This is a genomic window from Microtetraspora sp. NBRC 13810 (genome assembly GCF_030268685.1).
Classification (GTDB): Bacteria; Actinomycetota; Actinomycetes; order Streptosporangiales; family Streptosporangiaceae; genus BSRQ01.
Window position 1 is genome coordinate 261,600 of record NZ_BSRQ01000003.1, and the last position, 13,555, is coordinate 275,154.

At 74.5% G+C, this 13,555-nt stretch carries 11 protein-coding genes; 8 read left to right on the forward strand and 3 right to left on the reverse strand.

The genetic code is table 11. From position 1 onward, the window contains the following. The first annotated feature begins 256 nt into the window (after positions 1-256). The 3 genes from QSK26_RS08355 to QSK26_RS08365 all read left to right on the forward strand — a co-directional run bounded on the left by QSK26_RS08355 (position 257) and on the right by QSK26_RS08365 (position 3,343). Positions 257-478 carry a DUF3311 domain-containing protein gene (locus QSK26_RS08355; protein ID WP_285774419.1) on the forward strand — a complete coding sequence of 74 codons (222 nt, stop codon included), beginning with the start codon at positions 257-259 and terminating at the stop codon, positions 476-478. Further along, positions 475-2,070, forward strand: coding sequence for a monocarboxylate uptake permease MctP (gene mctP / locus QSK26_RS08360; protein WP_285774420.1), 1,596 nt, complete (start codon positions 475-477; stop codon positions 2,068-2,070). Before QSK26_RS08355 ends, mctP begins: the two co-directional genes overlap by 4 nt. 139 nt (positions 2,071-2,209) lie before the next feature. After that, positions 2,210-3,343: a serine/threonine-protein kinase gene (locus QSK26_RS08365; protein WP_285774421.1), complete on the forward strand. Its 1,134-nt coding sequence runs from the start codon at positions 2,210-2,212 to the stop codon at positions 3,341-3,343. Between the two features lie 23 nt (positions 3,344-3,366). On the opposite strand, the gene QSK26_RS08370 is transcribed toward QSK26_RS08365, so the two are convergent. Next, complete coding sequence (locus QSK26_RS08370; RefSeq protein ID WP_285774422.1) at positions 3,367-3,618, reverse strand: hypothetical protein; 252 nt, start codon at positions 3,616-3,618, stop codon at positions 3,367-3,369. 186 nt (positions 3,619-3,804) lie between these two features. Here QSK26_RS08370 and QSK26_RS08375 point away from each other — a divergent pair, with 186 nt between their 5' ends. The 5 genes from QSK26_RS08375 to QSK26_RS08395 all read left to right on the forward strand — a co-directional run bounded on the left by QSK26_RS08375 (position 3,805) and on the right by QSK26_RS08395 (position 10,919). Beyond that, positions 3,805-4,809 carry a hypothetical protein gene (locus QSK26_RS08375; protein ID WP_285774423.1) on the forward strand — a complete coding sequence of 335 codons (1,005 nt, stop codon included), beginning with the start codon at positions 3,805-3,807 and terminating at the stop codon, positions 4,807-4,809. A gap of 2 nt (positions 4,810-4,811) precedes the next feature. Continuing rightward, the gene (locus QSK26_RS08380; protein ID WP_285774664.1) at positions 4,812-5,960 is read left to right on the forward strand and encodes a hypothetical protein; all 1,149 of its coding nucleotides are present in this window, start codon (positions 4,812-4,814) and stop codon (positions 5,958-5,960) included. A gap of 31 nt (positions 5,961-5,991) precedes the next feature. After that, entirely contained in the window at positions 5,992-7,461 is a 1,470-nt protein-coding gene (locus tag QSK26_RS08385; protein WP_285774424.1) for a hypothetical protein, read from the forward strand. Next, on the forward strand, positions 7,458-8,777 hold the full coding sequence (locus QSK26_RS08390; protein ID WP_285774425.1) for an AAA family ATPase: 1,320 nt from the start codon (positions 7,458-7,460) through the stop codon (positions 8,775-8,777). The genes QSK26_RS08385 and QSK26_RS08390 overlap by 4 nt, the downstream gene beginning before the upstream one ends. 99 nt (positions 8,778-8,876) lie before the next feature. Continuing rightward, positions 8,877-10,919, forward strand: a complete 2,043-nt coding sequence (locus tag QSK26_RS08395) for an ATP-binding protein (RefSeq protein WP_285774426.1) — start codon at positions 8,877-8,879, stop codon at positions 10,917-10,919. Here QSK26_RS08395 and QSK26_RS08400 read toward each other — a convergent pair. Both QSK26_RS08400 and QSK26_RS08405 read right to left on the reverse strand, forming a co-directional pair. Then, positions 10,910-11,851, reverse strand: a complete 942-nt coding sequence (locus tag QSK26_RS08400) for a GNAT family N-acetyltransferase (protein WP_285774427.1) — start codon at positions 11,849-11,851, stop codon at positions 10,910-10,912. The two genes, QSK26_RS08395 and QSK26_RS08400, sit on opposite strands and share 10 nt — an antisense overlap. A gap of 53 nt (positions 11,852-11,904) precedes the next feature. After that, a complete protein-coding gene (locus QSK26_RS08405) occupies positions 11,905-13,515 on the reverse strand; it encodes an AMP-binding protein (protein WP_285774428.1) in 1,611 nt (536 codons plus the stop codon). Between the last annotated feature and the right edge of the window lie 40 nt (positions 13,516-13,555).

Genomic DNA, 13,555 nt, shown 5'->3' on the forward strand with positions numbered 1-13,555 from the left:
GGTCCTGCGCCTCCACCAGGTTCGGACCGCACGGCTGACTCGCTGTCAAGGACCGGAACGCCGGGATACGGTGAACGGACGATACTCCTCGGCAGGCGGGCGGAACCGCCACCGGCCGCCCGGATCGCCCCGGTAATCGCCGCAGAGCACGCCGCTTGCCGCGCCAACCCACCCACTCGGCGACCGGTGAGGCCGATGATCTCCCTGCACGGCGGCGCGCGTGGTCAATCTGGTGCCCCTCGCTCTAGGAGACGACGTGACCGAATCCCCCCCACCGGTGAGGAGCGACCGCAGCCCGTGGAACTGGCTGCTGATCCTGCCGTTCGCGCTGCCGCTGCTGCCCTTCCTCTTCAACGCGGACGAGCCCCGCCTGCTGGGCCTTCCGCTCTTCTACTGGCTGCAACTGGCGTACATCGCCGTCGGCGTCACCTCCACGACGGTCGTCTACCGCATGACGCGCAGGAGGAGCGGCCGATGAGCGAGCACATCACCGAGATCATCGTCTTCAGCGTCCTGTTCCTGATCGTCAGCGGCATGGGCTTCGTCGCGGCACGGTGGCGGCGCGCGGACAACCTCGACAGCCTGAACGAATGGGGTCTCGGCGGGCGCAACTTCGGCTCGTGGATCACCTGGTTCCTGGTCGGCGGCGACCTGTACACCGCCTATACCTTCGTCGCCGTGCCCGCCCTGCTGTTCGGCGCCGGGGCGACCGGCTTCTTCGCCGTGCCGTACACGGTGATCGTGTATCCGCTGGTCTTCCTGGTGCTCATCCGGCTGTGGTCGGTGTCGCACGTGCACGGGTTCGTCACCCCCGCCGACTTCGTCCGCGCCCGGTTCGGGTCGCCGACGCTGGCGCTGCTCATCGCCATCACCGGCATCGTGGCCACCATGCCCTACATCGCGCTCCAGCTCGTCGGCATCGAGGCGGTGCTGAAGGCGATGGGCGTCACGGGGCATCTGCCGATCGTCATCGCGTTCGCGATCCTGGCCGCGTACACCTACCAGTCGGGGCTGCGCGCGCCCGCGCTGATCGCCTTCGTCAAGGACACGCTGATCTACATCGTGATCATCGTGGCGATCATCTACATCCCGGCCCGGCTCGGCGGGTTCGGGGCGGTGTTCGACGCCGCGCAGGCGAAGTTCGACGCGACCCCGGCGCCCAACGACGGCATCCTGCTGAACGCGGGCAACCAGCTCCAGTACGTCACCCTCGCGCTCGGCTCGGCGCTGGCGCTTTTCCTGTACCCGCACAGCATCACCGGCGTCCTCGCCTCCCGCAGCCGGAACGTGATCAAGCGGAACATGTCGGCGCTGCCCGCCTACAGCCTGCTGCTCGGCCTGATCGCGCTGCTCGGCTACATGGCGATCGCGGCCGGCGTGCAGCCGATCGGCAAGGACAACAACACGATCGTCCCGCTGCTCTTCGACCAGATGTTCCCCGACTGGTTCACCGGCGTCGCCTACGCGGCGATCGGCATCGGGGCGCTGGTGCCGGCGGCGATCATGTCGATCGCGGCGGCCAACCTGTTCACCCGCAACATCTACCGCGAATACCTCAAGCCGGACGCGACCGACGCCCAGGAGGCCCGCGTCTCCAAGCTGGTCTCGCTGGTGGTGAAGGTCGGCGCGGTGCTCTGCATCCTCTTCCTGGACCTGCAGTTCGCCATCGACCTCCAGCTCATCGGCGGCGTGGTCATCCTGCAGACCCTCCCGGCGGTCGGCCTCGGCCTCTACACCCGCTGGTTCCACCGCGGCGGCCTGGTGGCCGGCTGGGTCGCGGGCATGGGCGCGGGCGTCGTCATGCTCTACAACATCCCGAACCCGGCGACCGGCAAGGAACACTTCGGCGGCTCGGCGTTCTCCCTCGGCAACCTCGGCCTGGACACCACGGTCACGGTCTACGCGGGCCTGCTCGCCCTGATCGTCAACCTGGTCGTCGCGGTGGTCGCCACGGTGATCTGCCGCCGGGCGGGCATGTCCGACGGCCCGGACGCCACCAGGCCCGACCACTACCTCGCCGACGCCGGCGACCCGCGGGTCAAGGACCTCGACCTGGCCGCCCCGCACTAGGACCCCGGCCGGCTCACCGCAGGGCCTCCGCCGCGATCGTGATGGGGGCCCTTCCCGGTGCCGGCGCGGACCTCGCCCGTCCCGCTTGTCCCCTAATCTTGGCGATTAATCTCAGCGATGATCCCAGGGAGGTGGCGGCGTGGGCGAGCTGGAGGTGCCGGGCTACGAGGTGCTCGGCGTGCTCGGCCAGGGCGGCTTCGGCATCGTCTACCGGGCCCGGCAGCACGCCGTGGGCCGCGAGGTGGCGTTGAAGGTGGACAACCGGGTGCTGGTGTCCGAACGGGACCGGCGCCGGTTCATGCGCGAGGTCACGTCGGCGGGCGCGCTGTCCGGCCATCCGCACGTCGCCCACGTCTACGACGCCGGGGTGCTGCCGGACGGCCGGCCGTACATGGTGCTGGAGCTGTGTCCCGGCGGGTCGCTGCTGGACCGGATGCGGGCCGAGGGGACCCTCTCCCCCGCCGAGGTCGCCGCCATCGGGACGCGGATCGCGGACGCGCTGGCCGCCGCGCACGGCGCCGGCGTGCTGCACCGGGACGTGAAGCCGGCCAACATCCTGGTCAACCGGTACGGCAACGTGGTGCTCTCCGACTTCGGCCTGGCGACGATGCCCTCCGCCGGAGGCCCGGCCGGCGAGCTGTCGGTGACCCGGGAGTCGCTCACGCCCGCGTTCGCGCCGCCGGAGGCGTTCGAGCTGTCCGATCCCACTCCGGCCGGGGACGTCTACTCGCTGTCGGCGACGCTCTACGCGCTGCTGTCCGGCCGCCCGCCGAGGTTCCCGCCGGACGGCGTGGTCAACGTGGCCGTCGTCATGGCGCTGCACCGCCTGCCGGTCCCGGACATCGACGGCGTCCCGCCGGAGTTCACCGCCGTGCTGCGGCAGGGCATGGCGGCCGACCTCGCCCGGCGCATCCCGTCCGCCGCCGCGTTACGCGACGCGCTCGCCGCCCTGAGCCTGGCGCCCGCCGCCCCGAGCCTCGCGCCCGCCGACGGTCCGCGCCCCCGCGTGGCCGCGCCCGCCCCGGTGGCCGGCGAGGGCCACCTCACTGCCCCGAGCCGGCACGCCCCGCGCACCGGCCACCCGGCCCCGCGCTCCTCCTCGCCCGCGGCGGTGCGCTCCTCCTCCACCTACACGCCCGCCCGCGCGCCGGAACCCGCGGGGCCGGCGGGCCCGTCCTCCGCCAACAAGGCGTTCGCGGCGGTGGCCGCGCTCTTCCTGCTCCTCCTGCTGACCGGCGCGGGCCTGATGCTGCTGGAGAACCCGCCCTTCTGACGGCCCCGCCCGGGGGCGCGGGGTCAGGAACGGGTGAAGTCGGCGAGGAGCTCGGCCGGGGTCAGCCAGCGGCCCTTGTGGCACAGGCGGCCCTCGGGGTCGTACTCGCCCTCCGCGTAGGTGCCCTGGCCCGTGGTCACGCCCGCGGGCGAGGGGGTGCGCGCGGTGTAGTAGTAGGTGCAGCTCTCCTGGGGCAGGCTCCGGGCGCCCGCGGCGGCGGCCAGCGCGGATCCGGTCAGGGACAGGGTGCACAGGGTGAACAGGGCAGCGCGCATGGTTCGACCTTCCTTGACGGGAGTCGCACCGCCGCGCACGTCCCACGGTCCAGGGCCGAGGGCACGAGCCCTCACCGGCGAATACTACGATACGTCACCGATCGACTACAAACCGGGGGTGCGGTAGACCCTGGAAGTCGCTGGAAATCAGGCGAAATGTCTGGGGCTGCTGTTACGCTCCCCCGCGTGAGTGACGGGGTGGACGCGCTTGACGCCCTGGAGCGGCGGATCGGCGAGCTCCGGGCGCAGGTCCGGCGTGCCGTGAAGGCGCGCGAGACCGTGCTCGCCCGCGCGCTGCGCGGCGAGCTGCGCCGCGCCGAGCAGGCGTGGGACGACGCCCTCTGCGCGAGCGAGCCCCAGGACCCCGCCGCCGCGGCCGGGCTGTCTCCCGTCCCGGCGGGCGCCCCCGGGGATCCGGCCTCCATGGACGGGCCCGGAGCGGGCGCGCCCTGGGTTCCGGCCTCCACGGGCGAGCCCGGGGCCCCCGGCTCGGCGGGCGGGCGCGGCGCGGGGCAGGGACAGTGGCCGGGACAGGGACAGGGACAGGGACAGGGGCAGGGCGGCGGGCGGGTGACGGCGCTGGTGCCGGTGCGGGAGCGGGTGCATCAGGCGCTCGGGCTGCTCGGGGTGCCGGCGTCGCCGCGGCTGGTGGTGGCGGTGCACGAGGCGTTCTTCGCCGGCGGGCTGCGCGGGCCGCAGTTCACCAGCCTGCGCAGGGACGAGGAGCGTTCCTTCCGCGCCTCGCCGTACGCGCGGCCGTACTACCTGTGCGCGGCGCTCACCGAGCGGCTCTCGGCGGCGCGCGGGCTGCTCGCGGTGAGCACGTGGCCGCTGGAGCGCAGGATCGTCGGGCCGCTCGGCCCCCGGGTCGACTTCCTGACCGGCGCGGAGCGCGTCGCCGAGCACCTGATCAGGTTGACCGGGACCGGCGAGCGGCCCGTGGCGGCGGCGAGCCGCCTGCTCACCAGGATGGCGCGGAACATCCCCGGCGCCACCGCGGGGACCGGCGACACGGCGCCCGCCGACCCCGCCGCCGTGATCAGGGCCGCGCGGGCCGAGCTGCTGGTGCACCTCCCCGCCGACTCCGGCTGCCGGGCCTCGGCGGCGACGCGCGCGTCACGGCGGCTCGGCGACGCGGAACGCCTGTTCGGGGCCGCTACGCTGAGTGACGCCGCACGGAAAGGGGCGTGAGCATGGACCTGCTGGACACCCTGCGGGGACCCGTACCACCACTGGCGCACGACGCCCGCGCCATCGCGGCGCTGGCCGCCAACCCCGGGTGCGCCCGGCGCGCGGTGCTCGACGCGGCCGGGGTGGACAAGGACCTGACGGCCCGCCACCTGGGATTCCCCGCGCCGTTCGGGCAGTCCCGGTTCGCGATCACCCGGGGCAACGCGTTCGAGGACCTGGTGAAGGACAACGGGTGCGCCGAACTGCTGCGGCTGCTGCGCGACCTGCTGGGCCTGCCGATCCCGCAGGTGGGCTACCACGACGTGGCCCAGGTCGGCGCGCACCTGCGGCACTCCCACACCCGGGCGCTCATCGACCGGGCGGCCCGCGACAGCGATGACGCCGGCACCTTCTACGACCATCCCCTGCTCAGCCTGGAGATCGCCGGGCACGTCTCCTACCTGGAGCCCGACGTGGTCGCCTTCCGGCTCGGCGGGCGGTTCCACATCGTGGAGATCAAGTCGTTCGCGATGATCGACGGGCAGGCGGAGCCGGCCAAGGTGGCCGCCGCGGCGCGGCAGGCGGCGGTCTACGTGCTGGCGCTGCGCCGGCTGCTCGAAGACCTCGGGCACGACCCCGGCCGGGTGTCGCACGAGGTGGTCCTGGTCTGCCCGGAGAACTTCGCGAACCGCCCGGCCGCCGCGCTGGTGGACGTGCGCAGGGAGCTGGCCATGCTGCGGCGGCAGCTCACCAGGATGACCCGGGTGGAGGAGATCGTGTCCGGGTTGCCGCCCGGGATCACCTTCGACCTGGTGCGCGACGACGCGGGGCGCCCGGCCCGGCCGGTGGCCGAGCTGACCGAGGCGATCGGCACGGTGCCCGCCCGCTACGCGCCCGAGTGCCTGTCCACCTGCGACCTGTGCCTGTTCTGCCGGGACGAGGCGCGCGCCTGCGGGTCCACCGACCAGCTCGGCAGGCAGGTCCGCGACCAGCTCGGCGGGGTCGCCGGGATCGCGGAGGCGCTGGCCCTGGCCGAGGGCGCCGGGCGACCGGCCGACGGCCAGGAGGAGATCGCCGGGCTGCTCCGTCTCGCCGACCGGCTGCGCGCCGAGTGCCTGACCGCCGAGCCCCTCGCCGGGGCACGCCTGGAAGCCCTGGAAGGAGCCCGGTGACCGTTTCGACCCCGTCCCGGCGGGAGCCGCGGTGAGCGTCCTCGCCGCGCTGGCCCGGCTGCGCGCGGTGCGGGAGGGCAGGGCTCAGCCGGTGGCGACCGTGCGGCACTGTCACGTCGCCGAGCGGCCACTGGTGTTCATCCCGCTCACCCTGGCGGGCGAGGCCGCCGCGCCGCTGGCCGCCATGGTGGGCACCGATCCGGACGCGCCCCGGCTGCTCGTGGTGCCGCAGCCGCGTGACCGGGATCTGCGCTTCGCCTTCGCCGCCGAGCTGGCCGAGGTGCTCCTGCCGTACGTCGAGGGGTTCGGCAAGGCGACGGAGACCGTGGAGCGGCGCAACGCGGAGCCGTACGAGCGGTGTTCGGACGCGCCGCAGATCATGGTGCCGAACGCGCAGGCGGCGGCGTTCACCGGGCTGCTCGGCCGGTCCACCCGGTTCCGCCGGGCCGAGGGGCCGCACGCCGTGCATCCGTCGGTGCCGTTCCTGGGCCGCTGGCTGACCTATTTCGCCGACCGGGCGAAGTATCCCGGTTCGTCGCTGCTGCTGACCGCCACCGACGCGCTGGGCCTGCACTGGGCGACCGGGCAGAGCGGGCTGGAGGACGCCAACCTCGCCGCGCTGATGGGCTGGATCGACCCGCCGCCCGGGTTGACCGGGCCGCGGGCCGCGCAGGAGGCGGAGGACCCGCTGATCTGGCCGCCCGCCGGACCGGCCACCGATCCCGGCTTCGACAACGAGGTGCTCGCCCCGGCGATCGACGCGTACACCCGCGGCCCCTCGCCGCGCGCCGTGGAGCGGATCCGCGAGGCGCTGCGCGGGCAGCTCGAACCGACGTGGCGGCTGATGTGGCGGGCGGCGGAGCTGCTGCGCGCGCTGCCGGCCGGGGCGAGCGTGGCTCAGCGGTGGGACGCCGACCGGGGGTCCTTCACCGACTTCCTCGGCCGGATGGCGGAGGAGACGCCGCCGCAGCCGAGGCGGGACGGCGCGGTGGCCGCCGCGTCCCGGCTGGCCCGGATGGAGCGCGCGCACGCGGCCTTCGACGTGCAGCGCGCCTACGACGATCCGCTGGTCATGGCCGAGTACCGGCTGACCGGCGAGGCGTTCGCCGGCCGCGTCGCCGCCGCCGACCCCGGTCACGCGGAGGGCGAGGGCCGCTCGCGCAAGCTGCGCCCGCTGGTCACCGTCGAGACCGCCGACCCGGTACGGCTGGCGCCGGGCACCGTGCTCGGCACCCCGGACCGGCGCGGCCAGGAGGCCGAGGTGGTCGCCGCCGGGGACGGCTCGGTCACCATCAAGATCACCAAGGGGATGGGCCGGGGCCGCACGCCCGCCCCGGGCGCGGTGCCCGAGGTGGGCGAGCGGGTCTGCTACAGCTCGCTGACCGGCGACTTCCAGGCCGCCGCCGCGCTGCCCGAGCCCGAGCTGACCCCGTGGACGCACGGCGGCCCGCCGCCGGAGTACGTGCCCCGCGACGAGGACGCGAGCGAGGAGTGGTCATGACCGCGACGATCCCCGCGCCCGCCGCGCAGACGCCCGCCGCCGAGGCGGCGGCGGTGGTCGAGGCGGTGCTGGCCGACCTGCCGAGGCATCGCGGCGTGGTGGTGGACTCGCCGCCCGGCGCCGGCAAGTCCACCCTGGTGGTGCGGGCGGCCGGGCACATCGCCGAGACGGGCGAGCCGCTGATGATCGTCGCCCAGACCAACGAGCAGGTCGACGACCTGGTGGACCGGCTGGCCTCGGAGCATCCCGAACTGCCGATCGGACGATTGTCGGCGACCGCCTACCGCACGCCCGCCCGGCTGCTCGCGCACGGCAACGTCCGGGTCGCCGCCAAGCCCGCCGACCTGGGCGACCCGGCCGTGGTGGTGGCCACGGCGGACAAGTGGGCCTGGATCGGCGACCGGTCCTGGCCGTGGGCGATCGTGGACGAGGCGTACCAGATGCGCTCGGACAAGCTGCTGCGCATCGCGGGCAGGTTCGAGCGGGCGCTGTTCGTGGGCGATCCCGGGCAGCTCGACCCGTTCTCCGTGGTGGGCGGCGAGCGGTGGGCCGGGCTGTCCTGGGACCCGGTGCAGAGCGCGGTGGCGGTGCTGCTGCGGCACAACCCGGACCTGCCGGTACACCGGCTGCCGGTGTCGTGGCGGCTGCCCGCCTCGGCCGCGCCGGTGGTGTCGGAGGCGTTCTACCCGTTCACCGGCTTCCGGGCGGGCACCGGGCCGGGCGACCGGTCGCTGGCGTACACCGCGGGCGGCATGCGCACCCCCTACGACCTGGCCCTGGAGGAGGCGGCGGCGACCGGCTGGGCGTTGTACGAGCTGCCCGAGCGGCACACCGTGCGCACGGACGCGGAGGCCGTCCAGGCGGTGGCCGAGCTGGCCTCCCGGCTGCTGGACCGGGCGCCGGTGGCGTCCTCCGAGCGGGGCGAGCACCGGGTGGGGCCCGGCCGGATCGCGATCGGGGCCGCGCACCGCGACCAGGTGGCGGCGATCCGGGCGGCGGGCGTCCCCGACGAGGTCACCGTGGACACCGCCAACCGGCTCCAGGGCCGGGAGTACGACGTGACGGTGGTGCTGCACCCGCTGTCGGGCCGCAGGGACGCCACGGCCTTCCACCTGGAGTCCGGGCGCCTGTGCGTGCTCGCGTCCCGGCACCGGCACGCCTGCGTGGTCGTCGCCAGGGCGGGCATCGCCGAGCTGCTCGACGCGCATCCCTCCGCCGAGCCGGTGCACCTCGGGGTGCCGGTGAAGTTCCCCGACGGCTGGGAGGCCAACCAGGCGGTGCTCACCCATTTGGCACGACACCGTGTCACTCCGTAACCGTTCTGGCTAGGATCGACGGGCGCGGCCCGCCCGTCCCCGACCCTGGACCGTCTCGTGTCAGCACCGGCATCACCCCGCTGGACAGGTCATCTGCCCGTGGAGACCAGCACGTTCGTCGGCAGGCGAGCCGAGCTGGCCGACATCTCGCGTCTGCTCGCCGAGGCCCGGCTGGTCACGCTGACCGGCTCCGGCGGCGTGGGCAGGAGCAGGCTCGCGCTGCGCGCCGCGGACGAGGCGGGCGAGGGGTTCCCGCACGGGGTGTGGCTGGCCGACCTGTCCGGCGTCGCCGACCCGCTGCTGCTTCCCGCGGCGATCGCCGCCGCCGTCCGGGCGCAGGACCAGTCGGCCCGCCCGGCGGTGGACGCCCTGTGCGACTACCTCGCCGGCAAGCGGATGCTGCTGGTCCTCGACTCCTTCGGGCACCTGCCCGACGCGTGCGCCATGCTGGTCGAGGTGCTGCTCGCCGCGGCGCCCGGCCTGTGGGTGCTGGCCACCGGCGGGCAGCCGCTCGGCGTGCCGGGCGAGCGGGTCCACCGGGTGCGGCCGCTCGCGCTGCCCGGCCCGGGGCGGCACTCCTCCGAGGCGGTCGACCTGCTGCTGGAGCGGGCCCGCGGGTACACTCCCACGCCGGGCCGCCTGCCGCTGCTCGCGCGGATCTGCCACCGCCTGGGCGGCATCCCGCTCGCGCTGGAGCTGGCCGCCGCCCAGCTCGGCCGGATGTCGGCGGAGACCCTGCTCGGCGGGCTGGAGGACCGGTTCGCGCTGCTGGGCGGAGAGGGCGGCCCGTCCGCGCCGCGCACCCTGCGCACCGCGATCGGCTGGTGCCACGAGCTGTGCACGCCCGAGGAGCGGCTGCTGTGGGCCCGCCTGTCCGTCTTCGCCGGCGGTTTCGACCTGGCCGCCGCCGAGTACGTGTGCGCGGGCGAGCGGCTGTCCGCCGCCGAGGTGGGCCCGCTGCTGTCCCGGCTGGCGTCCCGGTCGATCGTGCGGTCCGTGCGCGGCGCCGAGCGGCGCTACCGGCTGCCGGCCCCGGTCGCGGAGTACGGCCGGGAGTGGCTGCGCGCGCTCGGTGAGGAGGACGGGCTGCGCCGCCGGCACCGTGACTTCTACCTGCGCAGGGCGCACCAGGGCGAGCGGGCCTGGTCCGGCGGGACGCAGCTCGAATGGTGCGACCGGCTCACCGGGGACGTCGCCGACCTGCGCGCCGCGATCGGCTTCAGCCTGCGCACCCCCGGCGAGCGCATGGCGGGCCTCGTCCTGGCCGGCACGCTGTGGTACTTCTGGGCGGCCTGCGGCCTGCTCCGGGAGGGCAGGCACGTCCTCGACCGGGCGCTCGACGTGACGCCCGGCTGCGGCGCGGCGCGCGCCAAGGCGCTGTGGGTGTGCGGGTGGCTGGCCGCGGCGCAGGGCGACCTGCCGCACGCCGCCGCGCGGGCGCGCGAGTGCCATGCCGAGGCCGCCGGCCGGCACGACGCCGCCGCCGTGGCCTACGCGGTCCAGGTGGCCGGCATGGCCGCCCTGTCCGCCGGCGACGCGCGCACCGCGGTGGAGCGGTTCACCGCCGCCACCTACCACCACCGGGCCAACGGCGACCTCCATCCGGGTCTGCTGCTCGGGCTGCCCCAGCTCGCGCTCGCCCTGCTGGCGGGCGGCGAGGTGGACCGGGCCCGGGCCGTGCTCGCCGAGTGCCTGGGCGTGTGCGACGAGGCGGGCGAGCTGTGGGCCCGGTCCTCCGCGTGCTACGCGCTGGGGCTGGTCGAGCGGGCGGCGGGGGACCTCGACGCCGCGTGGGCGCACGCCCGGGTGTCGCTGCGGATCAAGCGATTGTTCAACGACGTGGCCGGCAGCGTGCTGAACCTGGAGCTGCTCGCCTGGATCGCGGCCGGCCGGGGCGCGGCGGACCGCGCCGCCCTGCTGCTCGGCGCGGCCGAGGCCACCTGGCGGGGGTGCGGCCTGCCGCTTCCCGGCGCGCCGTTCTCCGCCGCCGGGCACCGGGAGTGCGAGGGCGCGGTCCGCGCCGAGCTGGGCGAGGTCGCCTACGAGGCCCTGCGCGAGGAGGGCTCGTCGTGGGAGCTGGGCGCGGCGATCGCCTACTCGCTCGGCGAGTGGAGCGGCCCGCGGCCACGCGTCTACGCCTGACCCGCCCCGACGGCCGTCGTCCCGCGCCACGCGTCGATGACGAGCACCTGCCGCATGCCCTCCGACAGGTAGAGGTCCAGCGCCGGGGTGGTGTTGCCGGTGTCGACGTGCAGGTAGGTGCCCTCCCTGCCGCGCCGGGCGTCGCCGGCGAAGGCGTGCCGCAGCAGCAGCCGGCCGAGCCCCCTGCCCCGGAAATGATCGGTGCCCAGCAGCATCGCGGCGGGTTCCCCGTGCACCCTGGCCACGAGGAGCTGGGACCAGTCGGTGCCGGCGGAGGCCTCGCGTTCCGCGTGCCACTCCTCGAAGGTCCGCGGCGTGAAGCCGAAGTGCTCGGTGAACCCGCCCTCGTGCACGAGGTGTCCTTCCCTGCGCACCTCGTCGGTGGTCCCCCGGTGGACCGTCACGCCGGGCAGCTCCCCCGGGTCGCGCGGCGGGCCCACGTGGTCGGCGCGTAGCCGGTGGAAGCTGGTGGCGTGGGTGAGGCCGCGGGCGGCGGCGAGGGCCCGCTTGGCGGTGTCCTCCCGGTAGATCCCGATGCCCAGGACGGCCTCGGCGCGGCCGTACCCGGCGGCGATCTCCGCGGCCCGCCCGGTCACCGCGTCCCACAGCCAGCCGGCGACGGCGGCCGGCGCGCCGGGCCGGGTGATCACTTCGATGTCCACGCTGACGGCCTCGCCGTCCCCGGGGGTCCTGCCGTACGCCCAGCCCCAGCCGGCGAGCCGGCCGTCCGGGCCGTGCAGCAGCCAGCCGTCACGGCCGAGGTCGAAGCCCGGCTCGGCGAGTTCGTCGGCGACGTCCCGCAGGGTCATGTCGGGCCGGCCCAGCACCTGGGTGTCGCAGGTGGCGATGAGCTCGTGAATCTGCGCGGCGTCCCCCGCACCCGGCCGCCTGACCGGGTGGCCGGGAGGGGGTGGTGTCGTCAGCATGGTCATGGATGTCGTCTCCTCGACTTGCCGGGGACCGGCCCGCGAGTGGCCGCGGCCGCTCAGGCGCCCCCGAGGTCGCGTACGGCACGCTCGCGCATCTCCACCTTGCGGATCTTTCCGGTGACCGTCATCGGGAAGGCGTCCACCACCTGCACGTACCGGGGGATCTTGTAGTGGGCCAGCCGTCCCGCGCAGAACTCCCGGAGCGCCTCGGCGGTGAGCGGCGGCGCGCCCTGGCGCATCACCACCCAGGCCATCAGTTCCTCGCCGTACTTCTCGTCCGGCACACCGATGACCTGGACGTCATCAATGTCGGGATGAGTGTAGAGAAACTCCTCGATCTCCCGCGGATATATATTCTCGCCCCCGCGGATCACCATGTCCTTGATCCGCCCGACGATGTTGACGTAGCCGTGCTCGTCCATGGTCGCGAGGTCGCCGGTGTGCATCCAGCGGGCCGCGTCGATCACCTCCGCGGTGTCCGCCGGCCGATCCCAGTAGCCGAGCATGACCGAGTAGCCGCGGGTGCACAGCTCCCCCGGCACCCCGTGCGGCACGGTCAGCCCGCTCTCCGGGTGCACGACCTTCACCTCCACGTGCGGCAGGCACCGCCCCACGGTCCCGGTACGGCGGGCCAGGTCGTCCTCCCGCCGGGTCATCGTGGACACCGGGGACGTCTCCGTCATGCCGTAACAGATCGCCACCTCGGACATGTGCATCTCGCCGACGACGCGTTTCATCACCTCCACCGGGCACGGCGACCCGGCCATGATCCCGGTGCGCAGGGTGGACAGGTCGAAGGCGGCGAAGCCGGGGTGGGCGAGTTCGGCGATGAACATCGTCGGCACGCCGTACAGGGAGGTGCAGCGTTCCTCCTGGACGGCGCGGAGCGTCTCGCCGGGGTCGAAGCCCGGCGAGGGGAGCACGACGCACGAGCCGTGCGAGGTGGCGGCGAGGTTGCCCATGACCATGCCGAAGCAGTGGTAGAGCGGCACCGGCAGGCAGATCCGGTCGTGCTCGGTGTAGCCGATCATCTCGCCGACGAAGAAGCCGTTGTTGAGGATGTTGTGGTGGGACAGCGTGGCGCCCTTGGGGAAGCCGGTGGTGCCCGAGGTGTACTGGATGTTGATCGGGTCGTCGAAGGAGAGGGTGGCCATCCGCTCGCGCAGCGCCGCCCGGCCGAGCGCGGCGCCGCCGTCGAGGAGGGTCTCCCAGCCTGGTTCGCCGATGTACACGACGCCGGTGAAGCCGATCTCACAGACCATGGCCCGGTAGTCGGAGGTCCGGTGGGCGGTCGCGCTGACCAGCAGCTTCATCCCGGACTGCTCGACGACGTGGCGCAGTTCGTGGGCCCGGTAGGCGGGGTTGACGGTGACCAGAACGGCGCCGATCTTGGCCGTGGCATATTGCACGAACGTCCATTCGGCGCAGTTGGGCGCCCAGATCCCCACCCGGTCGCCCTTGGCGACGCCGCGGGCCATCAGGCCGAGGGCGACGCGGTTCACCTCCGCGTCCAGCTCGGCGTACGTCCAGCGGCGGCCGGTCGCGACCTCCACCAGGGCCTCGCGGTCGCCGAAGCGGGCCACGGCGCGTTCGAGGTCGTCTCCGACGGTGTCTCCCAGCAGCGGGGTCGCGGAGACGCCTGACGCGTAGGACGGGCCAGCACTCATCAGGCCAGCATCCAGCGTGAACGCCGCGGACGCCACCCCT

Bases quoted from the DNA above. Each gene is read 5' to 3' on its own strand.
- mctP (WP_285774420.1), top strand. From the start codon at position 475: ATGAGCGAGCACATCACCGAGATCATCGTCTTCAGCGTCCTGTTCCTG.
- QSK26_RS08370 (WP_285774422.1), bottom strand. From the start codon at position 3,618: ATGCGCGCTGCCCTGTTCACCCTGTGCACCCTGTCCCTGACCGGATCC.
- QSK26_RS08380 (WP_285774664.1), top strand. From the start codon at position 4,812: ATGGACCTGCTGGACACCCTGCGGGGACCCGTACCACCACTGGCGCAC.
- QSK26_RS08390 (WP_285774425.1), top strand. From the start codon at position 7,458: ATGACCGCGACGATCCCCGCGCCCGCCGCGCAGACGCCCGCCGCCGAG.
- QSK26_RS08400 (WP_285774427.1), bottom strand. From the start codon at position 11,851: ATGACCATGCTGACGACACCACCCCCTCCCGGCCACCCGGTCAGGCGG.
- QSK26_RS08405 (WP_285774428.1), bottom strand. From the start codon at position 13,515: ATGAGTGCTGGCCCGTCCTACGCGTCAGGCGTCTCCGCGACCCCGCTG.